Annotated in this window: 15 protein-coding genes and 1 tRNA gene; 10 read left to right on the top strand and 6 right to left on the bottom strand. The window is 62.9% G+C overall.

Annotation, left to right across the window (positions count from 1 at the left end):
- Positions 1–374 precede the first annotated feature (374 nt).
- The 6 genes from AB7531_RS35685 to AB7531_RS35660 all read left to right on the top strand — a co-directional run bounded on the left by AB7531_RS35685 (position 375) and on the right by AB7531_RS35660 (position 7,396).
- Positions 375–1,457 carry a DUF3237 domain-containing protein gene (locus tag AB7531_RS35685; RefSeq protein ID WP_084795288.1) on the top strand — a complete coding sequence of 361 codons (1,083 nt, stop codon included), beginning with the start codon at positions 375–377 and terminating at the stop codon, positions 1,455–1,457.
- Between the two features lie 126 nt (positions 1,458–1,583).
- Positions 1,584–2,489 carry an encapsulin gene (locus AB7531_RS35680; RefSeq protein ID WP_063985281.1) on the top strand — a complete coding sequence of 302 codons (906 nt, stop codon included), beginning with the start codon at positions 1,584–1,586 and terminating at the stop codon, positions 2,487–2,489.
- A gap of 126 nt (positions 2,490–2,615) precedes the next feature.
- On the top strand, positions 2,616–3,083 hold the full coding sequence (locus AB7531_RS35675; RefSeq protein WP_187387804.1) for a hypothetical protein: 468 nt from the start codon (positions 2,616–2,618) through the stop codon (positions 3,081–3,083).
- A 186-nt stretch (positions 3,084–3,269) separates the two neighbouring features.
- Complete coding sequence (locus tag AB7531_RS35670) at positions 3,270–6,245, top strand: FAD-dependent oxidoreductase (protein WP_084795287.1); 2,976 nt, start codon at positions 3,270–3,272, stop codon at positions 6,243–6,245.
- Positions 6,246–6,433: 188 nt separating this feature from the next.
- Complete coding sequence (locus tag AB7531_RS35665) at positions 6,434–7,132, top strand: VOC family protein (protein WP_063985278.1); 699 nt, start codon at positions 6,434–6,436, stop codon at positions 7,130–7,132.
- A 9-nt stretch (positions 7,133–7,141) separates the two neighbouring features.
- Positions 7,142–7,396, top strand: coding sequence for a hypothetical protein (locus AB7531_RS35660; protein ID WP_231144284.1), 255 nt, complete (start codon positions 7,142–7,144; stop codon positions 7,394–7,396).
- On the opposite strand, the gene AB7531_RS35655 is transcribed toward AB7531_RS35660, so the two are convergent.
- Positions 7,386–10,769: an adenylate/guanylate cyclase domain-containing protein gene (locus AB7531_RS35655; RefSeq protein WP_084795286.1), complete on the bottom strand. Its 3,384-nt coding sequence runs from the start codon at positions 10,767–10,769 to the stop codon at positions 7,386–7,388. The two genes, AB7531_RS35660 and AB7531_RS35655, sit on opposite strands and share 11 nt — an antisense overlap.
- 261 nt (positions 10,770–11,030) lie before the next feature.
- Here AB7531_RS35655 and AB7531_RS35650 point away from each other — a divergent pair, with 261 nt between their 5' ends.
- Positions 11,031–11,579 carry a hypothetical protein gene (locus tag AB7531_RS35650; RefSeq protein WP_187387803.1) on the top strand — a complete coding sequence of 183 codons (549 nt, stop codon included), beginning with the start codon at positions 11,031–11,033 and terminating at the stop codon, positions 11,577–11,579.
- On the opposite strand, the gene AB7531_RS35645 is transcribed toward AB7531_RS35650, so the two are convergent.
- The 3 genes from AB7531_RS35645 to AB7531_RS35635 form a co-directional block, all read right to left on the bottom strand.
- Complete coding sequence (locus AB7531_RS35645; RefSeq protein WP_231144285.1) at positions 11,560–12,882, bottom strand: epoxide hydrolase family protein; 1,323 nt, start codon at positions 12,880–12,882, stop codon at positions 11,560–11,562. The genes AB7531_RS35650 and AB7531_RS35645 overlap by 20 nt on opposite strands.
- Before the next feature lie 420 nt (positions 12,883–13,302).
- Positions 13,303–13,378 (bottom strand) — tRNA-Ile (locus tag AB7531_RS35640).
- Positions 13,379–13,721: 343 nt separating this feature from the next.
- Positions 13,722–14,699, bottom strand: a complete 978-nt coding sequence (locus AB7531_RS35635) for a Bug family tripartite tricarboxylate transporter substrate binding protein (RefSeq protein WP_063986651.1) — start codon at positions 14,697–14,699, stop codon at positions 13,722–13,724.
- A gap of 107 nt (positions 14,700–14,806) precedes the next feature.
- Between AB7531_RS35635 and AB7531_RS35630 the strand changes: the two genes are divergently transcribed.
- Positions 14,807–15,784 (top strand): TAXI family TRAP transporter solute-binding subunit, encoded by a 978-nt coding sequence (locus tag AB7531_RS35630; protein ID WP_063985275.1) that lies wholly within the window; start codon positions 14,807–14,809, stop codon positions 15,782–15,784.
- A 125-nt stretch (positions 15,785–15,909) separates the two neighbouring features.
- Here AB7531_RS35630 and AB7531_RS35625 read toward each other — a convergent pair whose 3' ends face one another.
- Positions 15,910–17,139, bottom strand: coding sequence for an ABC transporter substrate-binding protein (locus AB7531_RS35625; protein WP_063985274.1), 1,230 nt, complete (start codon positions 17,137–17,139; stop codon positions 15,910–15,912).
- 98 nt (positions 17,140–17,237) lie between these two features.
- On the bottom strand, positions 17,238–18,131 hold the full coding sequence (locus AB7531_RS35620; protein WP_063985273.1) for a helix-turn-helix transcriptional regulator: 894 nt from the start codon (positions 18,129–18,131) through the stop codon (positions 17,238–17,240).
- A gap of 323 nt (positions 18,132–18,454) precedes the next feature.
- On the opposite strand from AB7531_RS35620, the gene AB7531_RS35615 reads away from it, so the two are divergent.
- Positions 18,455–19,288, top strand: coding sequence for a substrate-binding domain-containing protein (locus AB7531_RS35615; protein WP_063985272.1), 834 nt, complete (start codon positions 18,455–18,457; stop codon positions 19,286–19,288).
- Between the two features lie 54 nt (positions 19,289–19,342).
- Complete coding sequence (locus AB7531_RS35610) at positions 19,343–20,461, top strand: molybdopterin-binding protein (protein ID WP_063985271.1); 1,119 nt, start codon at positions 19,343–19,345, stop codon at positions 20,459–20,461.
- Positions 20,462–20,466 lie beyond the last annotated feature (5 nt).

Genomic DNA, 20,466 nt, shown 5'->3' with positions numbered 1-20,466 from the left:
CAGCCCCTGTCCTGTACACGCAATACAATATAGTCTATTAGACAGAACCAGAATGCGAAGTCGGTCGAGCAAATGCCAGGCAAATGCTATGGATCGAAAAGCGCGGTCGAGGACTCGGGGCTCTCTCCCCCGGGGGCGTCGCCGCTGTCGCGTTTGCCGGGACTTGCCGATGCGGCTGGCGTCCAAACCGGGGCGGCCCAAAAGCGCGGCCTTCTTCGACAGCCTTCTGACGCGCTTCAATCGGTACGCCAAAACGCTGCGCGCTCGGGAGACTCCTCGGTGCGGCAGGCGGCGCCTTGCGCCCCCCCCTTGGTGACCAATCCCGGCGATCTCATTGCGCGCGCACTCGAAATCCTCGCCGAGGAAGACGAAGCATGGCGGATGCGCAGGGGTCTCGATCTCACGCCGCGGAGCGTCCCGTGAATTCCCCGTCGCGCGGATTCGTCAATAGACGGCCGTGCGTTTTTGCGGAAGCTGCGGCAAAGCCCTCACCTATTCCGGCGTGTGACCGGTTTCTTCCGGCGCCTTCCCTGACGCTGCAAACGGATGAAGCTCAAGCTAAGGCAGCATGCATGCCTTCGATGCAGCGCGCACGGGACGGCTCGGAGCTGCGATGGGGCGAGGCGGATACGCCCGTGCCCGCTGCAGTGATTTCTCCGGGAACCCCGGCATCGGTCACGGTAGCGGTCTCTCCAGTGCGGCCGGGTCACGCTGTCACGGTAGAGTACCGGGTGAACGGAGGCCCGGTCCGCCAGGCAATCGGGCAATCCGCGCCGCGCGTCCACGGTGCGAACGGTCGGCTATTCCGGGCGCTCCTGCCGGGCCAATCCGGCGGAACGGTGGAGTTTCTGCCGGTGCTTGGCTTTGCCGGCCAGCCGATCTCTCCGCGCCTACGGGAGTCCGCCAAATGTCCCCGGTATCAGGTGGGTTGCGGAGCGGCCCCGGTCGAGACCGCTGCTCTACCTGCGGGCGAGCCTCGCTGGGACTGGGATGCCACGTTCCTCTGGGCCGGCACGGTGGCCATCCGTACGGAGGTAATAGGCGTTATGCCGGATGGACTGCGGGTCAACTTGCACGTCACGGAAGGACGCTTCGTTGGGCCGCGCTTCGAGGGGATCGTCCGGCCCGGCGGGATCAACTGGCTGCGCATCCGCAAGGACGGTGTTGGAATAGTCAATGTGACGGAGTGTCTGCAGACGCGGTCTGGTGCGCGGATCGACTGCTTGTATGATGGCATCCTCGACCTGGGTGCGGACGGCTACGCACGTGCCATCCGCGGCGACTTCGGTATACTGCCGCCGTTCGTTCTTGCTCCGACCTACGCGACCGCTGACAAAGAACTCGCTTGGCTCAACCGCGCCCAGTGTATTGGCGTTGGCAGGGTGGACATGAAGAAGCTGCGCGCCGCGTACGACATATACGTCGTAACAGCGGGGGCCGCAAAACATGTGGAGTGAAGACTCAATAGAAGCCGCACTCGTGGAGTGCGCGCCAACGGTGTTCTGAGCTCAAGATATTTGCGTTCGTGCGCAAGGACGAACGACATCTCGTTCCCGATGTATTAAATTAGGGGGGCCTTTGAGATGACAACCGATAACCCGCAAGTGCCTTGGACCGACGAGCAGTGGGCTCGCGTCAACAAAGTCGTTCAAGAGGAAGCTAGCCGCGTACGGATCGCGGCGACGTTCCTTCCGCTGCTTGGACCGCTGCCCGGAGATACCGACTTCGTGAGGGAGGAAGTTGTCCAGGTTGCTCCGCGGCCATTACGTATCCAGGACAGGGATGTCATCCAGTTGGCGACCTTACAGGTAAGAGTGTCCGTGCGGGGTGCGCAGATGGCCGATCCGGAGATGACCAGCGTGCTGGCCTTATTCCGGCGCGCTGCCAACGTACTGGCTCGTCTTGAGGACGCCGTCGTCTTCAGGGGATTGGTGCCAGACCCGGCATTCCTGGGACAGGATAGGTTTGCCCCTCCCATAAATGTCGGCCCACGGCAAAGGCTCTGGGAAATCACCGGCGGGGGGGTAAGCCGTGGACTTTGGACAAACTCAGCCGCCGTTCAGGCGCAGCAGGTTAATATTCAATTGCAGCAGCCAGACAGAGACGCGCGGCTGGTGGCCGGGATAGCCGACGCCATTGGCCGCCTGGAAGAGCGGGGCCACTTCGGACCGTTCGCGGTGGTTCTTGACCAGCAGATGTTTCTCGTCGCTCAGTCGCCAACGGAAGCTCTTGTATTGCCGCAAGATCGCATCCTCCCGTTCCTGGGCGGCGGTCCGCTGCTCCGCTCGTCCACGCTTGACGTCGCTCCCGGTCTGCGGTCCGGCGTGGTTGTGGCGCTTGGCGGCGAGCCAGTCGAGCTAGTCATCGCCACAGATTTATGCGTCCAGTTCCTGCAGGTCACAGCCGAGCCGAATTTCGTCTTCCGTGTGTGCGAGAAGATGGCGCTGCGCATCAAGGAACCCGATGCGATCATACGGCTGACGGCATAGGCGCCACGAAATTTCGAGGCACCGTAGCGATTGAGATTTTCCGATGATCGCGGCGTGTACGGAGAAATGTCTCGGGGTCGCTTGATCGCTACTTCACCTCGGCAAAAGACTAGGGAGGAGATGCAAATGAAAATCCCAATAGACATTGAAGTTTTGAAATCTGTCCTTCGGATCGATGACGAGGCCGCCCAGCAGAAAATTAATCAAACCAAAGCAGTGAGCGTCGATGATGAACCTCCAATCGTATCGAAGCGCCAGAAAGACGAGTTCACTGTGGAAGCGTCGACCAACCGCAGTGACGGTGTATCGGTCATTAATTTACTTGACGAGCACGGGGGGATCATCACTCCCCTCGCAGTTGATCTGAAAACAGGAAAATTCCGTCAACTTGAGCCAGACCCCAAACCCGCGGCTTCCGCTAAGGCCAATCCGCAGGCCGATCCAGGGCGCGACCTTGGGCTCGCGCTGCAGATCGGTAACAGGACTGCGGTCACAGCGTTTTTGAAACATCATCCCAAGGGGTTCTACGCCGACCTGGCAAAGGCTCAGCTTGAGAAGATCGAGACCGAGGAAGCCGCAGCCAAGAAACCGTGAGCTTTTCTACTTGGTCAAATACAGATGGCTGCTGACGTACGTTTGGCAACTTTGGGTGAATGAAGCTCATGCTTGAAAGGGCTCGGGAGATCGTCGAAACTGATCCGATGTATCGCGTCCCGCGCGCTCGGTGACGCCTCCAAAGCTGGCTAAAAGTCGGACTAAGTGGTCATGGCTCGGTGAAGCATGCCTACTAGGGTTATCGTCTTGGGCGGTGGTGTCGCCGGCATGAGTGCCGCGCACGAGTTGGTCGAGCGCGGCTTTGATGTCGTGGTGCTCGAGAGTGGCGATATTGCGGGAGGCAAGGCCCGCAGCATTCCCGTCTTCCACGAGGGCGAGGACACCAGCGGACATCAGGTCGCCGATGGCGCTGGGAGTTCGGTTCAGCATCGGGTGCCCGGCGAGCATGGGTTTCGATTCTTCCCAGGTTTCTACAAGCACGTAATCGAGACAATGCGCCGCATACCGTCGTTTGACGGGAGCAAGGTTGCGGATCACCTGGTGCCGACCACGCGACTGGAGTTCACGCAATACGACGAGCCCCCGTTCGTCGTACCCGCCGGCTTTCCGCTCTCGCCCCGCGATGCCGGCACCATGTTGCGGGACATCCTGCTGTTGTTCGAACACTCCACTGGCCTCACACCCGACGATCTGGCATTCTTCGGTGCGCGCGTCTGGCAGATACTCACTTCGTGCCACCAGCGCCGGCTCGCAGAATACGAGCGCACGAGCTGGTGGGAGTTCGTCGGCGCCGAGCAGCGGTCGGAGTCATACCAGAAGTTCCTCGCCACCGGCATTACGCGCTCGCTGGTGGCGTCCAAAGCGCGCAAGGCCAGCGCGCGCACCATCGGCGACATCTTTGTGCAGCTGGTGCTCACGATCCTGAACCCGATCGCGGGATCGACTGATCGCGTGCTCGATGGGCCAACGAATCTCGTCTGGATCGACCCGTGGCTTGCGTATCTCGAATCGAGAGGGGTGCGGTACGTCAAGAACGCGCGGGTCGAGGAGATCCTTTACGAGAACGGACGGATCACCGGCGTCGTCGCTCGCCAGCAGGGCCAGCAAGGTCAGCGCATCATGGTGCATGGCGACCACTACGTGGCGGCGCTCCCGCTCGAGGACATCGCCCCCCTGGTGAGCGACCGCCTGGCGGCAGCCGACCCGACGCTCGCCAACCTGCGCGCGCTGGCTCCGAACCTGGAGTGGATGAACGGCGTGCAGTTCTATCTGCACCGCGCGGTGCCGTCGGCGCACGGGCACGTGATTCACATCGACACCGAATGGGCGCTCACGAGCATCTCGCAGCTTCAGTTCTGGCGTGATGTGCCGTCTGAGCTGTTCCGAGACAGCGATGTGCACGGCATCCTCTCGGTCGATCTTTCTGATTGGACGGCGCCGGGATCGGACGGACGCCCAGCCATGCGGTGCTCGCGTGAAGAGGTGGTGCGCGAGACATGGAATCAACTCAAGCGCTCGCTCAATGATGCCGGTGATGAGGTGCTGCGCGATGAGGATTTGCATTCGTGGTTCCTCAGCGCAAACATTGAGAACGATCCCGCACGCCCGGGCTGGCTACGGAATTCCGAGCCGCTTCTGGTGAACCAAGTCGAAACCTGGGCCTTGCGTCCCGAGGCGACCACCGCCATTCCAAACCTTTTTCTGGCGTCGGACTACGTTCGCACGCATACCGACCTCGCGACGATGGAGGCAGCCAATGAGGCAGCTCGGCGCGCAGTGAATGGCCTGCTTGACGCCGTGAAATTCGACGGAAGCCGCTGTGAGCTGTGGCCGCTGCACGAACCTGAAATCCTCCTGCCATGGCGGCTGCACGATGCTGCGCGATACCAGGCCGGCCTGCCGTGGGACGCTTCACTCGCGCAGGTAGCTGCCCACGCCTTACGCGGTGCGTCGCCGCTGCTGGAGCTGGCGAGCTCCCTGCTCGAGCAGGTATCGCCGTTCACCCATGCCGTCGCCGACACGCTCGACTCGCACAGTGCCGCCGCGGATGATGTCGGCGCGCTTGATGCGGTCGACCCGGCGACGATGGCGCGCCGCTTGGTTGATGTGCCCACCCTGCAGGATGCGTTGATCAAGGTCGCGGATACTGTGCCATTGGCCGGCGAGATCGTAGGCCCGGCCGGCTTTCTGGACCGCCTGGTGTGGTATCGCGACATGCTGGCCGATATGCTCACAGAAGGTGTACCGACGTGGGAACCGCAGCGCCACCTGTATGGGCTCGTGACGGATTTCATGGGCCGGTCAGGCAAGGGCCTTCGTCCTGCCCTCTGCATCGCGACCGCGAGAGCGCTGGGCGGCCGCGCGGAGGATGCGTTTCCTGCCGCCGCCGGCCTGGAAATGCTGCACAATGCATTTCTCGTGCACGACGATATTGAAGACGGTAGCGACTGGCGGCGTGGCGTTGCGACAATGCATCGTCGTGCCGGGATTCCAATTGCCGTGAACACTGGCGATTCCATGAACGCACTCGCTATGCGCCTTTTCCGCAAGACCGGCGAGCGGCTCGGCCCGGTGACGGCGCTGCGCATCTTCGACGAAGTCGATCACATGGTCGTCGAGACCTTGGAGGGGCAGGCCAACGAACTAGGATGGGTACGAGACAATGATCTCACAGTTACGACAGACGATTATCTGCGGCTCGTGCTCAAGAAAACGGCCTGGTACAGCTTCATTCACCCCATGCGGATTGGTGCACTCGTTGCCAACGGCGAGGACCAGAATCTCGGTCGATTTGATCGGTTTGGCTATCTGCTTGGACTGGCTTTCCAGATCACCGACGATGTTCTTAACCTGGTTGGCGACATTGGGCGTTACGGCAAGGAGATCGACGGAGATCTCTGGGAAGGCAAACGGACGCTTCTGCTCGCGCACGCCCTGGGTCGGGCGAATCCCACTGACCGTGCGTGGATTAGCACCTTTCTGGCGCGGCCCCGCGAGCGACGTTTGCCGCGTGAAGTGCTGAGGCTACATCAGATCATCGCGGAGGGCGGGAGCATCCCATGGGCGCAGCGAGCGGCAGCCGAATTTGCAGAGGCTGCAGCGCGCGAATTCCACAACTCGGCGTTCGCCGGTGTGCCTGCAGGTCCAGACCTCGAATGGCTGCGCACTTGCATAAACTTCCTGACCCAGCGCGACGCGTAATCGGGTTCAGGTTGGAATGAATGGGGACATCGTAACCCGATTGCTCTTAGATCCCTTGATTGAGTCCCGCCAGGAAAGCTGCATCTGCGCGCGACCGCGGCACAGCCGTCCTACTGCAATTTTCCAGGGTTATAGTAGGTTGTCGCGGAACGTCTGCGCGACAACGTTCGGCAGCACCGGAGAATCGTATGGAGCGCCTCAGCAAGCCAATCGATGCGGACATCCCGTTGCTTGAGAAAAGCGCTGATCAGCTCGGCTATGTGGTGCCCGATCTTGAGCAAGCCATCAAGAGCTGGATAGACCAGGGTATCGGGCCCTGGCTCACGGTTGGTCCGGTGGTGGTCACTGATAACAAGTATCTGGAGAGGCCCTCACGCCCGCTGATCATGTTCGGATTCTGCCAGGTCGGCGGGGTGCAGCTGGAGCTTATTCAGCCGCTCGACAATGAGCCGTCAAGCTGGCGCGCCTTCCTTGCGGCCGGAAGGAGCGGTCTTCAGCACTGCGGTTTTTGCGTCGAGCCGCACGATTATCAGCGGTCCGTCGCGCAGACCAAGGCGTGTGGCGCGACGATCCAGCAGATGATGTCTTTTTCGGGCGCCCGCTTCACCTATTTTTCCCTGCCTGCTCGCGCCGGTCCTCTGATGGAACGAATTCGTCTTGGAGAGGTGGCGCCTGAAAAAGCTAATGCAGTGCGCAATTCCATCGCGGGGGGGTGCGAGATCGTAGAACTGATCGAGTTCCAGCCCCGTATCCGCGAGATGTTCGCAAAAGTTACGCAAGCAGCGGCCACTTGGGACGGCAAGGCCAGGCCCGTTCGTCACCTGATAGGGCCTGTCGCAAAGGCAGCAATCGGTTCGCACTTGCTCCGAACTATGCGATTCCGGTGATGTATTTTCGTGGCGGCGCGACGCACGGTATGTGGCGGCATGCTCGCCTTTGACGGCGGCGCATTGGCCTTGATCGCGATCCGCTGCACCGGCATCACGCCGAACGAGCGCGGCCGGTTTGCGAGGCTTGGCGGCCAAGCTCGATCCGCCGACATCGCGCGGCGATCCTTTGAAATCGATGGTTGCGGTCATGGCGGCGTCGATGCGCGCGCCTGTTCGAGCGATCAATTGCGCGACGTTTCGCTGCTCTCGCTCATGCCTTGAGCTGCTCCAGCAGCGATTTGGCCTCCTTCAAGTCCAGCGTGTCGAAACCCTCGGTGAACCAACCATAGACCGGGGCGAGAATATCGTGGGCCTGCTGTCGTTTGCCCTGATCGTACCACAGCCGCGCCATGCTCACAGCCGCACGCAGTTCCCAGGACTTTGCCTGCTGCTGACGAGCGACCGCCAGCGCATGTTCGAAATATTCTTCCGCTTTCGTTGCGTTTGGGTTGGGCGACGATAGCTCGATTTCGCCTGCCATGCGCTTGATCTCGGCCTCAAACCAACTTTCCTTGGTTGTTTCTACCTGGGTCATCGCTTCGCGAATGCAGTCCCGTGCATCATCGAAGTGGTCGAGTTCAGCATGAGCGCCCGCCAGATACGACAAGCAGAATGGCACTAGCGCTGTTGCCGCCGTTGACCGACGTGCTCTGATACCCGAGTCGATCACATGGACCGCGTCTGAGGCCTTCCCAGTGAGGGCCAAGACGCAACCTTGGACCACCATTCCGAGCGACCCCCAAAACAATGAACCTCTCTCGTCTGCCAGGGGGACAAGTTCATTAGCTTCGGCGCTTGCTGCCGCATAGTTTCCGCAGCAGATATGGGTAAAGGATGTATGGAACAGGGCATACATCAAAGTGGCTGCTTGGCCGATCTCGCGCGCTTCCTTGAGCGCCTGTTCAGCGTCTCTGCCTGCAGCCTCGGGGAAGCCAAGAAGCCATAGAGCCCAGGACCGATAGGATAGGGCTGCGACCCTAATGTCCTGGCCAAATCGAGCCGCCAGCGTACGATGCTCGGCGGGTTCGTAGATCGCGATCGCCTGATCGTAATGTGCCAGACTTTCTGCAAGGACGCCCGTACACGTCAGAGACGTAGCCATAATACGATGCCCAAGCATGAGCGGAACCATCGTTCCCTGCTTCTCGGCAAGCGCCAAGCACTCTGTCGCAAGGTCGAGGAGAGCGTCGCTTTTGAACTTTATATAGTTCGTGACCCAGAACCCATAGAGGACTGAAAACAGGAGCAACGGGTCTTCAGGGGGCTCTCCGAGTGACTCCGCTTGCTCGATGAAGGCGCGGGCTCGATCGAGAGATGCGATAGTCTCAGGGGCCGCGTGGCCCTTGGTGTTCATCAAGGCATTCACAAGCGCGACCTCCAGTTTGATCTGGTCGCCACGCAGCGCTGGTGTGCCCGGCAGCGTCGCAATCTGTGAAAGAGCGCGGATTAGCTGAACCGTCGCCTCTACTAGCGCTGAACGCGCTAGCGACCGCTGTCCCGCCTTGCCCCATAAGGCCGCCGCCCTCTCGATCAGCCCGGCCTCAGTGCAGTGATGTGCTAGCCGTTCCGGCTGGCTCTCGGCTGTTTCGGCGAATTGGCTTTCAATTGCTTCGGCAATGCGTGCATGGAGCGCGCGGCGGGGCTGGCGCAGCAACGTGCTATAGGACGCGTCCCGCACCAAAGCATGCTTGAATAGGTAAGTTGCATTCGGCGGCGAGCCTAACCTGAAAAGCAAACCAGCCTTTATGAGACGGTTCAGCACTGATCCCAGTTCCGCCGCTGGCACGCGCACCACCGCCGCCAGGAGAGCATGCGAAAACTCCCGGCCGATCGCCGCGCCAATCTGTGCCACTTCTTTGGCGGGGCCGAGCCGGTCGAGCCGCGACATCAATGAGGCGTGCAAACTTGCGGGGACTGCCCAGGCCGGGGACGGAATGACGGCAATCGTGCGTTCGACTGCGCCGTGGCCCTCCGCCTCCAGCACTGCCTTCGTCATCTCCTCCACGAACAGGGGGACGCCATCGGTACGTTCGATGATGTCCTGCCTGATGCCCGCCGGCAGCAGCTTGCTGCCGACTACGCCGTCGATCATGGCGCCGACTTGGTGTTTCGTCAGCCGATTGATCGTCATGGCGGTCACGTGCTGCCGCCCGATCCAGGGCGGATCGAATTCCGGGCGGAATATCACAATCATTAGCGCGCGAAGGGTCTCAATCCTGGCCACGATCCGGCCGAAAGCTTCTAGGCTCGTAGGATCGGTCCAATGCGCATCCTCAAAGATTATCAAGACTGGGCTTTGCCGTGTAAGCGCTTCTAATTGTGAGATGAGCGCTTCGAATGTTCGCTGCCTGTGCTGCTGCGGGGTCAATTTGAGGGCGGGATAGCGTCCATCATTCGGAAGCGACAGCATCTCGGCAAAGAGCGAAGCGTCCCCGATCGAGGTCGAGGTCTGAGCGAGCAGGGTATCAAGCTTGTCGAGCCTCGCGTGCAGTGTATCGTCGTGCGCCAGCCCGGCGGCACGTTCCATCTGCCCGATGATCGGATATAGCGCGCTGTCGGTGTGCTGCGGCGAGCAGACATAGCGCAAACGCGTATGCGGCTCTCCGGCGAGTCGTTCCAGAAGCGCGGCAGTGAGACGCGACTTGCCGATCCCAGCCTCACCGGCGATCAGGACCGCCTGGCCTTCACCTGTCTTTGCCCTGGCCCAACGCTGTAGAAGCAATTCGAGTTCTTCCTCCCGCCCGACGAGGGCAGTCAGGCCAGTTGCGTGTAGCGCCTCGAAGCGGCTCTCCACGGAGCTCGCCCGCAACGCCACCCAGGCCCGCGTTGGCGCGGCGATGCCCTTGAGGTCCTGCGGCCGGAGGTCTTGTAGCTCGAAGAGGTTTCCGAGCAGCCTTCGGGTGCCTTCGGCGATGACAACCGTGCTCGGCTCAGCGATCCCCTGCAGACGAGACGCCAGGTTCGGCGTCTCGCCCACCACCCCGCGTTCCTGGGCCTCGCCGGCACCAACGAGATCGCCAACCACGACCAAGCCTGTCGCGACCCCGATACGCACCCGGAGCGGCTCCTGGATACCCAGATTGCCGATCGCCTCGATGATCGCCAGTCCTGCGCGGACGGCACGCTCGGCATCATCCTCATGAGCGTGGGGATAGCCGAAATAGATGAGCACCCCATCGCCCATGTACCTGGCCACGAAGCCGTCGAACCGGGCGACCGTCTCCGCGACGCACTTATGATAAGCGCCGATTACCGAACGCAGATCCTCTGGGTCGAGCGTGGTCGAGAGCGCGGTCGAGCCAACGAGGTCGGTGAACATCACCGTCAGTTGGCGACGCTCGGCGTCGTCTCGCCGAGTTGGCTCGATATCCACGAGTGCAGAAGGTGCCGTTACGGCAGCCGAGACGTTGCTGAGATCGCGGATCGCATGCAGCATTTTCAACCGGTGGCCGAGCGAAACGCCAAGGTCTTTGAGATGTTGGTCGGTCAAGTCGGGGAGAACGGCCATATCAATGTCGTTCTCGGCGAACCTCTGCGCATACTCGGACATGCCGAGCTTTTTGAGCCAGTCCGCAATTTGTTGCACCGCGGTCACCGTGATCCGTGCGTCGCCTATCTAAGTGTTGGCCCGACGACTACAGAAAGAGATTACACAAGAAAGACCGCGAAAGCACGTCCTCACGGGCGCGGAATCGCGATACCAATCGAGCCCTGAATGCCCGCCCTGTGCGCTAGCGATTGGTATAGAGGACCAACAAATCAATGCATGACGTACCGACGCTCGACATGGAGCAGGCCCGGGCGCTATTCCGACAGTTTGTCGAATCCGTGCCCGCGCGGACCTCGGACCAGCGAATTGCTGATCGATGCGCTGGCGAAGATCGCCTGCCCGGGCCCCCCGGCAAAATTGATTTGCCGCTCGGGGCACCGGACCGTTCTCTGGAAGTCGACGACCTTGCTTCACGCAGTCGATGCAGATGAACACCGCATCGATCCAAGAGCGCAACTGCGTCCGCCCACACCCGCCGCAGTAGCGAACATGTTGCCCGCTAGACTAGGCAAATCCGCCGAGGCGCTTGGCGATGCGGTGCGGATGGCAAGTGATTTTGCTCAGCGCGTCGACATTGTCGAGCGCTGGGTCGGGTCGATGCTCGAAAGCGGCACGCAGGACTGCGCGATCGGCCTCTCGTCCCGGATGATGGTCGCCGCCGGCGGCCGCGCGCGGATCAAGGACTGTGTTGCAAAATCCGGCCTTAGCCAGTCAATTCCAGCGCCGGTTTGCGACGCAAGTCGGAATGGCACCAAAGCTGTTCGCACGCACCATCCGGTTCGACCGGGCGCTGGCGTCTCGTCGCAATACCCCGAGCCGTCGAGCCTCTGGTCCGTTATTTGCGCAATGATCTGAAGGCTGCGCGTACCTCATCTGAAAACAGCTTCGGCTCCTCCCAGGCGGCGAAATGTCCGCCACGTTCGACCTCGCTGAAGTAGGCGAGGCCGGGGTACATAATCTCGACCCAACTTCGGGGCGCAGCAAAGATTTCGCCGGGGAACGTCGAAAATCCCACGGGAACCGCGACCGCAGGAGGAGACTTGCCGGCCGCACGGGCTGCGGCCTGTCCGGCCTCCCAGTACCACCGTGCGGCCGAGGCCCCAGTGCCCGTCAGCCAGTACAGCGTGATGTTGTCGAGGATGCTGTCCCGGGTGAGATTGCCCGCGGGCTTACCCTCCACGAACGCTTGGGAAATCTTGTAGTAGCTGTCCGTGTCATGGTCGAGCATCCAGCTCGCGAGCCCGAGGGGTGAATTCAGCAGGGAGTAGCCGATCGTCTGTGGCCGCGTCGACTGCTCTAGGAAGTAGCCAAAGCCACTCGCCCTAAACGTCGCGGCCGCCTTCTGCGCCGCGCGTTCCTTCTCGGATTCTGCGGGCAGCTTGTCGGACATTGCCGCCACACCCGCGAGCAAGTTGACGTGGATGCCGAGAAGTCCCTTGGGTGCCTGGCGCCCCATCGCATCCGTTACTGCCGCTCCTACGTCGCCACCCTGGGCGACGTAGCGCGTGTAGCCGAGGCGATCCATTAGCCCCGTCCACGCACGCGCGATGCGCGCGGCGTCCCATCCGAGTTCGGTCGGCTCACCCGAGAAGCCGTAGCCTGGCAAGGACGGCAGCACCAGGTGGAATGCATCGTCGGGAGTGCCACCATACTTGGTCGGGTCAGTCAGGGGACCGACGGTATCGAGGAGTTCGATGACCGAGCCAGGCCAGCCGTGCGTCATGATCAGCGGCAGCGCGTTCTCATGCCGGGACTTGACGTGGATGAAATGGATCTTCACCCCGTCGATCACGGTCGTGAACTGTGGCAACGCGTTCAGCCGTGCCTCGCACTTGCGCCAGTCGTACTCAGTCGACCAGTAGCGGGCGAGCGCCCGCAGCGTCGCCAGTTGCACACCCTGCGACCGATCCTCAACGAGCTCTTTGGTGGGCCAGCGCGTGGACGCGAGGCGCCGGCGGAGATTAGCGAGGTCTTCACCCCGGACATTGACGCGGAAGGGAAGAATTGCGTCGGCTTTGGTCGTACCAAACGGGGACCCTCCTTGCTTCGATTGCGCGCGTGCGGCGACGAAATGTATTGGCAGCAAGCTGACGGCACCAGTTGCGACTGACCCTGCGAGGAGGCTGCGCCGGGTGGGTGAAGAGGAGATTGCAGTCATGTTCGGCCTCCTTGTTTACAAGCCCGCTCCTAGACTAGTGAACTGCGATGCGTCGCTCTGACCCACAAAAGGTTGGCCGAGACATAGGCCCGGTAGGCTCGCACATAGTCGCGGAACTCTCGAACCCACTCACGCACAGGGCTCTAACGCCTGATGTTTGCCGCTCGCCTTGACGATTTTACTCTACTTGCGAACGGCACGCCGCCAAATTCAGCGATCCTTGCTCGGCGCAGCTTGTTGAACCAGGGCCCCAGCGCTCGGCCATCGAAGTGATCCGCGATTAGCGCGCGACCTCCCTGTGATGCCCCAGGTTCGTCGGCATGGTAGTCAGCGAAAGTGAACTCACGGTCGGTATTGGCCCGAACGCGAAGCCCTGGAATCGAATCGGACCCAATTTGGCGCGACAAAGCGAGCGAAGGCTGGTGGGCCCGGCAGGACTCGAACCTGCAACCAGACCGTTATGAGCGGCCGGCTCTAACCATTGAGCTACAGGCCCCGCCGCGGGACGGCCGCGGATGTGCGGCCAGCAACGGTGCGCGGTTCGTTTACAGGGATGGAGGCGGGGGTGCAATGCTGGCTCCGGCGGACGGAAACCCCTGGCGCAGCATTGCCGGTGATTTTTGAATTACCGAAATTGACGATGGTGCCCTTATGCTCCTGTTTTGCCCGACGAGTCAAATCGGCTCGCGAAGGCCCTTTTTTCGCTTCCGTAACCCATTGTGATTACGTGGCTTTTCTACTGTGCATGGGGTTGTTTTCGCACATTGTGATTCCGGAGGGGCCTGCAGGTCCCTCCGAATGCTTTGCTGGCGCGCTACGGGCGCCGCGCAGGGCCACCCCTAGTCCACCGAAACCCCGGCGAACTCCACCACCTTCTTCCACTTCTCGGTCTCGTCGGCGACCAGCTTGCCGAACTCGGCTGATGTCATCGGCTTCGGGATGCCGCCGTTCTCGGTCAGCCGCGCGATGACCTTCGGGTCCTTGAGGACTTCGCCGACGGCCTTGTTGAGGATCTCGATCACTTCGGGCGGCGTGCCCTTCGGCGCGGAGATGCCGTAGAAGCCGACCGATTCGAAGCCCGGCACGGTCTCGGCGATCGCCGGCACGTCGGGCACGGTTGGCCAGCGCTGCGGCGAGGTGACGCCGAGGGCGCGGACAGTGCCGCCGCGCGACTGCTCGAGCGCGGAGGGGAGGTTGTCGAAGATCAGCTGCACCTTGTTGGAGATGATGTCGGGGAAGGCGATCGCGGAGCCGCGATAGGGCACGTGCACCATGTCGCATTTGGTCATCACCTTGAACAGCTCCGCCGACATGTGCACCGAGGTGCCGTTGCCGGACGAGGCAAAGGAGATCTTGCCGGGATTGGCCTTGCAGTAGTCGATGAACTCCTGAACCGTCTTCACCGGCATCGCATTGGAGACGACCAGCATGTTGGTGAGCTGCATGATGCTCGCGACCGGCACGGTGTCGCGCAGGAAGTCGTAAGGCAGCTTCTTGTAGAGCGAGGTCGAGATCGCGTTGTTGGGCGCGACGAACAACAGCGTATAGCCGTCGGGGGCCGCGTTGATCGCGGCGGCGGCCGCGATGTTGCCGCCGGAGCCGGCGCGGTTCTCGACGATGAATTGCTGGCCGAGGCGATCCGAGAGCGCTTGCGCCATGATCCGCGCCACGATGTCAACGGGGCCGCCGGCGGCGAAGCCGATCATCCAGTGCACGGGGCGGTCGGGGTAGCCGGCGGCGGAGGCGGGAGGGGAGGCGTTGAGGAGAGTTGAAAGAAACAGCAGCCCAAAAACAGTGTTACGCAAAATTCGCAACATGACGTCTCCCATTGTTCTATTGTCGTTGGGCTGCATGCTTTCACAAAAACCGCCCGCTGCCTACATCGCCGCAAGTCGATGTTGACGCGGGGCGGCCGGGACTCATCATGAGATTCGCAATCACAATTCTTCTCGGCGCGGCGCTGCTCGCAAATCCACTCGCAAGCCCCGCCGATGCTCAAACCGGAGGCAAGGCCATTCCGACCACCACACTCAGCCTGGGCACCGCGACGCCCGGCGGCGGCTTTCCGCTCTATGGCAACGCCTTTGCGGAAGCGATGAACGCGGCCGATCCGCAAATCACCATCGCGCCCCGCAACACCAAGGGCAGCAACGAGAACATTCCGCTGCTGGAGACGGGCAAGCTCGATCTCGCACTGGTCGCGGGCGAGCCGGCCTATGAGGCGTTTGCCGGCATCGGCCGCGTGCCTGTGCGGTTGAAGATACTCACCGCGATCTATTCCAACCCCGGCATGTTCGTGGTGCAGGCGGACAGTCCGTACAAGACCATTCGCGATCTCGTCGGCCAGCCCGTCGCGTTCGGCGCCAAAGGCTCGGGCCTGCCGATCCTGGCGCGCTACGTGCTCGATGGCCTCGGCCTGAAGCAGGACGAGGATTTCAAGGCGATCTATCTCGACCGCGCCGGCGATGGCCCCGCGATGGTCGAGGATGGCCGCGTCGCCGCGTTGTGGGGTGCCGGCATCGGCTGGCCCGGCTTTGCCGCGGTGGCATCGAGTGCGTCAGGCGCGCGCTTCATTGCGCCGACCGCTGAGGAGATCACGCGCATTCGCGCCAAGCATGCGTTCCTGAAGCCGCTCACCGTGCCGGCCGGCTCCTATCCGAAGCAGGCCGAGCCGATCGCCTCGCTCGGCTCGTGGAGTTTCGTCCTCACGCGCGAAGACCTGCCCGATGACGTCGCCTATCGTCTCGCCAAGACGCTGCACGGCGCCGAGGCGGCGTTCTGCAAGCAGCTCGCGCAGGCCTGCGAGACCACGGCGTCGAACACGGTCGCGGCGGCGCCGAAGCCGGAGCTGATCCATCCAGGCGTGAAAAAATACTTCCGCGAAATTGGTGTCATGAAATAGGACACGACTGCATCGACAATCGTCGTGCCCGGGCTTGTCCCGGGCATCCACGTTCTTGGCGCCGTACGAAAGATCGTGGATGGCCGGGACAAGCCCGGCCATGACGACGACCTCTCGCTACAGCATCACTTCTTCACCAGCGGACACGCCGGGTCCGGTGGACCAAACGCCTTCTCGCCCGAGATGGTCGTGAGGATCTTGTAATAGTCCCACGGATATTTGCTCTCCTCCGGCGTCTTCACCTGCACCAACCAGAGGTCGTGCACCATCAGATTGTCCTCGCGCAGTTTGCCGTTGCGGGCGAAGAAATCCTCGATCGGCTTTTCCCGCATCTTCGCCGCGACCTTGAGCGGATCGTCGGTGCCGGTCTCCTTGATGGCGTTGAGATAGTGCATCACGCTCGAATAGACGCCGGCCTGCCACATCGACGGCATCTTGTTCATCTTGGCGAAATAGCGCTTCGACCATTCGCGGGTCTTGTCGTCCATGTCCCAATAGAACGACGTCGTCAGCAACAGCCCTTGGGCGGCCTGCAGGCCGAGGCCGTGGATGTCGGTGATTAGCGCCAGCAGCGCCGCCATCTGCTGGCCGCCCTTGAACACGCCGAACTCCGAGCCGGTCTTGATCTCGTTCATGTTGTTCGGGGGACCTGCGGCAATGCCGATGATCTTGGCCTTGGAGGCCTGCGCCTGCAGCACGAAGGAGGAGAGGTCGGGGGTTGCCAGCGGCGGCCGCACCGAGCCCAGCACCTTGCCGCCATTGGCGGTGACGACGCTGGAGGCGTCGCGCTCCAGCGAATGGCCGAAGGCGTAGTCGTCGGTGATGAAGAACCAGCTGTCGCCGCCGCGCTTGACCACCGCATCCGCGGTGCCGACCGCGAGCGCGCGGGTGTCGAACACCCACTGGATCGCGTAGGGCGAGCAGAACTTGCCGTGGAAATCCGCCGTGCCGGTCGAGTGGGTGATGAACAGCCGCTTCTTCTCGTTGGCGATGTTCTGTACCGCGAGCCCGACCGCGGAGACCGGCACGTCGACGATCAGGTCGACCTGATCAACGTCATACCAGCGCCGCGCGATGCCGCCGCCGATATCGGCCTTGAGCTGGTGGTCGCCGATCACGATGCTGATCGGCTTGCCGAGCACCTTGCCGCCGAAATCGTCGATCGCCATCTGCGCCGCCGTCACCGATCCCTGGCCGGTCGGCGCGGAGGCGGGGCCGTTCATGTCGGTGAGCACGCCGATCTTGACGATGTCGTCGGAAACCTGCGCCGACGCCGTACCCGGCAGCAGCGCCGCCGCCAAGAACGTCGCTGCAAAGCCGGCCGCAACCGGCAGTCCAAATCTCGTTGGATTCACGCTTGTCCTCCCCTGATCCGGCTCGTTGGCCGGTGTTGCCCGGGTATGGCCCGGCTGAATTGGTTTCTTTTGCAACTATTTGGGGTCGGGCGTCAACGTCAGGCCGCGAAGCGGATCTGTCCCGCCGGCGAGGGATCGTAGCCGGTCAGTTCCTCGGCGCGCTGTCGCAGCCGCCTTTCGCTGAGGAACCGGATCAGGGCCTGCATCGGCGGGCGGAAATAGCTGCGCTGCCGCATTGCGAGATCAAAATTCTCCCAGACCAGCGGCACGAAATCGAGCCCGGCCGAGCGCGCCGCCGCACGCGTCGCGATTCCGCAATCGGCCTGTCCGGCGCGGACGATCTCGGCGAGATCCGGCCCGGTGAGGGCCGGCGTCTCGATCCGGCGCAGATCGCGGGTCGAGGCGCCGGCGCGCTTCAACAGCACGTCGAGCAGCATCTGCGCGCCTGTGCCCTGTTGTCGCATCGCCATCCTGACACCGAGCGCAAGCACGTCGGAGAGGCCGCGCAGCCGTTTCGGATTGCCCGGCGGCAGCACGAGACCCTGCTCGCGGCGCACGAATGCGACCAGCACCGCATCATGCAGGTCAGGCGCGTCACGCAGCGTCGTCGCACTGGCGTCGGAAGCAAGATTGCCGTCGGCCTCCAGGCTGTGGAAGTGCACCGCCGCCGCCATCACCTCGTCGCGTTGCAAGCGCTCGAGCCCGCGCGCGCTGCCCTCGCTCATCGATCCCAGGCCCGAGCCGGATTCACGCAGGCTCCAGTCCAAAAGCTCGTCCTGGCTGCCGCCCACGACCGGCGGCGGCTCCGCAGTCAGCATGCCGGCCGGACGCGCCAGTCCCGACAGGACCCAGAGGTCGAGCTCGTGCCGCGGGAAGAGCCACTTCCCGGTCACCTTGGTGCAGGGAATCGCGCCGGTGGTGACGAGTTCGTAGAGCTTGCGTTCGCCGAGCCGAAGGTAGTCGGCGGCTTCGCTGGTCGTCAGGAATTCCATCCTGCATTCCTATGCAAATTCTTGCTTCTTTTTGGCGTTCGACGCAGGTGGAATTCTGCATTTCAATTTACGTCCGCCAGGACCATGCCCGATCATCTCGCTGCTTTGCAACACATCCTCACGCGCGATCTCTGCTTTGGTGAACGATCCTGAAGCACCCGCGTGGCGCGGGCCTTGCGGCCATCGCGCTCGCAATTGCAATGGGCGCACCGCGCGGGCCGCATTGCCGAAATATCCCGAGTGGGGAGCGCAACGCGCAAACGCGTCACGAGTGTGGCGCAATCGATCATCATGATTGCGTCATAGCCAATGGGAACCCGATCATGGTCGTCCGCCGCCTGTCCGTTGCACTCGCGCTTCTCTGCGGCCTCGCCGCGGGCGTGGCGGCGTCATTTGCGGAGGACCGCGCGATCGTGCTGGCCTCGACCACGGCGACACAGGAGTCCGGCCTGCTCGATCATCTGCTGCCGATCTTCCGCGAGAAGACCGGCATCGAGGTGACGGTGATCGCGCGGCGTGCAGATGAAGTGCTCGACGGCGCGCGCAGGGGCGAAGTCGACGTCGTGCTGATGCACGCACGGCCGCAGGAAGAGAAGTTCGTCGCTGACGGTTTTGGCGTGAAGCGCTTTGACGTGATGTACAACGACTATGTGCTGATCGGACCGAAGAGCGATCCCGCCGCCGTGAAAGGCAAGGACATCGCCACCGCGCTGAAGGCGATCGAGGCCAAGGGCGCGCCGTTCGTGACGCGCGGTGACCGGTCGGGCACCCATGGCGCGGAGCTCGCGCTCTGGATCGTCGCCGGCATCGATATCGCCGCCGCCAAGGGCGCATGGTATCGCGAAGTCAAGCAAGGGATGGACGCAGCCCTCGACGCGGCGCGCACGGCGAACGCCTATGTGCTGTCCGACCGCGGCAGCTGGATCGCCTTCAAGGATCGCGGCGATCTCGACATCGTCGTCGAAGGCGACAAGCGGCTGCTTAATCAGTACGGCGCGATGCTGGTGAATCCGGAAAAGTTTCCGGACGTGAAGAAGGAGCTGGGGCAGACCTTCATCGACTGGCTGATTTCGCCGGAGGGGCAGGCGGCGATCGCCGGCTACAAGGTCGACGGACAGCAGCTGTTCTTCCCCAATGCGGCCAAGTCCGGCGGCTGAGCTTCGCGTTGCCAGCGGTTGCCAAACCGGACGATGCATGGTCCATCATGGCGCATGACCCAGCGCCTGCCGCCAGCACTGACGCCGCTCGACACTGCGCTCGCCGCGTTGCTGCGAGGCGTTGATCCGATCGCGACGATCGAGTTGCCCCTGACGGAGGCCGCCGGCTGCATCGCGGCAGGGACGCCGCCGCTTGCGGCCTGTCCGTCGTGCGACATCGCCGCTGCGGACGGCTGGGCGCTCTGCGCCAACGATATTGTCGGTGCGTCCGCCTATTCGCCGCTGCCTCTGACGACGGCGCCCGTTTGGGTCGATGCCGGCGACGCGATGCCGCCGGGATGTGATTGTGTGCTCGATGCCGACGCAGTCGAGGTGTCGGGTCCACTCGCCCAGGTGCTGGCGGAGGGCGTGCCCGGACAGGGCGTCAGGCGCGCCGGAAGCGACATCGCCGGGCGGGCGCCCGCCGTGGCGGAAGGGCATTTGATCCATCCTGCCACACTGCTGCTCGCGCGCACCGCCGGTGTTGAAAAGCTAAGCGTACGGCAGCCGCGGCTGGGCATCGTCAACGTCCCGGGTGCGGCTTTGACGGCGCACATGATTGCCGAGATCGCGCGCGCGGCAGGGCTGCAGGTGCAAGCGCGCGAAGCTGCCGCGCGAGATGCGGCATCGATCGCGGAAGCGCTCGGCGATCTCACTTGCGATCTCACTTGCGATCTCGTCGTGACGATCGGCGGCAGCGGCGCCGGCCGCCGGGATGCCGCGGTCAGCGCGCTGGCCCGGCATGGTGACGTGCTCGCCCATGGCCTCGCGCTCCAGCCCGGACGCACCGCCGCGGTCGGGCGGCTCGGACCGGTTCCAATCGTCGCCTTGCCCGGCTCGCCCGATCATGCGCTTGCCGCCTGGCTCGCGCTCGCGCTGCCGCTCGTCGATCGGCTGTCGGCGCGGCAGTTACGCCGACGCATGACCTTGCCGCTTGCGCGAAAAATCGCATCCAGTGTCGGCATCGCCGAAATCGCCCTGCTGGCCGAGGAACATCATGCGTGGCTCCCGCTTGCGGTGGGGGAATGGCCGCTTCAGGCCATTGCCCGGGCCGATGCATGGCTGCTCGTTCCCGCCAGCCACGAGGGATTTGCGGCAGGAACGCCGGTCGATGCCTATCTGATGCGGGAGTGATATGA

The organism is Bradyrhizobium sp. 63_E2_N1_3 (genome assembly GCF_052076005.1).
GTDB classification, from domain to species: domain Bacteria; phylum Pseudomonadota; class Alphaproteobacteria; order Rhizobiales; family Xanthobacteraceae; genus Bradyrhizobium; species Bradyrhizobium barranii.
This window is presented reverse-complemented; position numbering and strand designations above follow the sequence as displayed.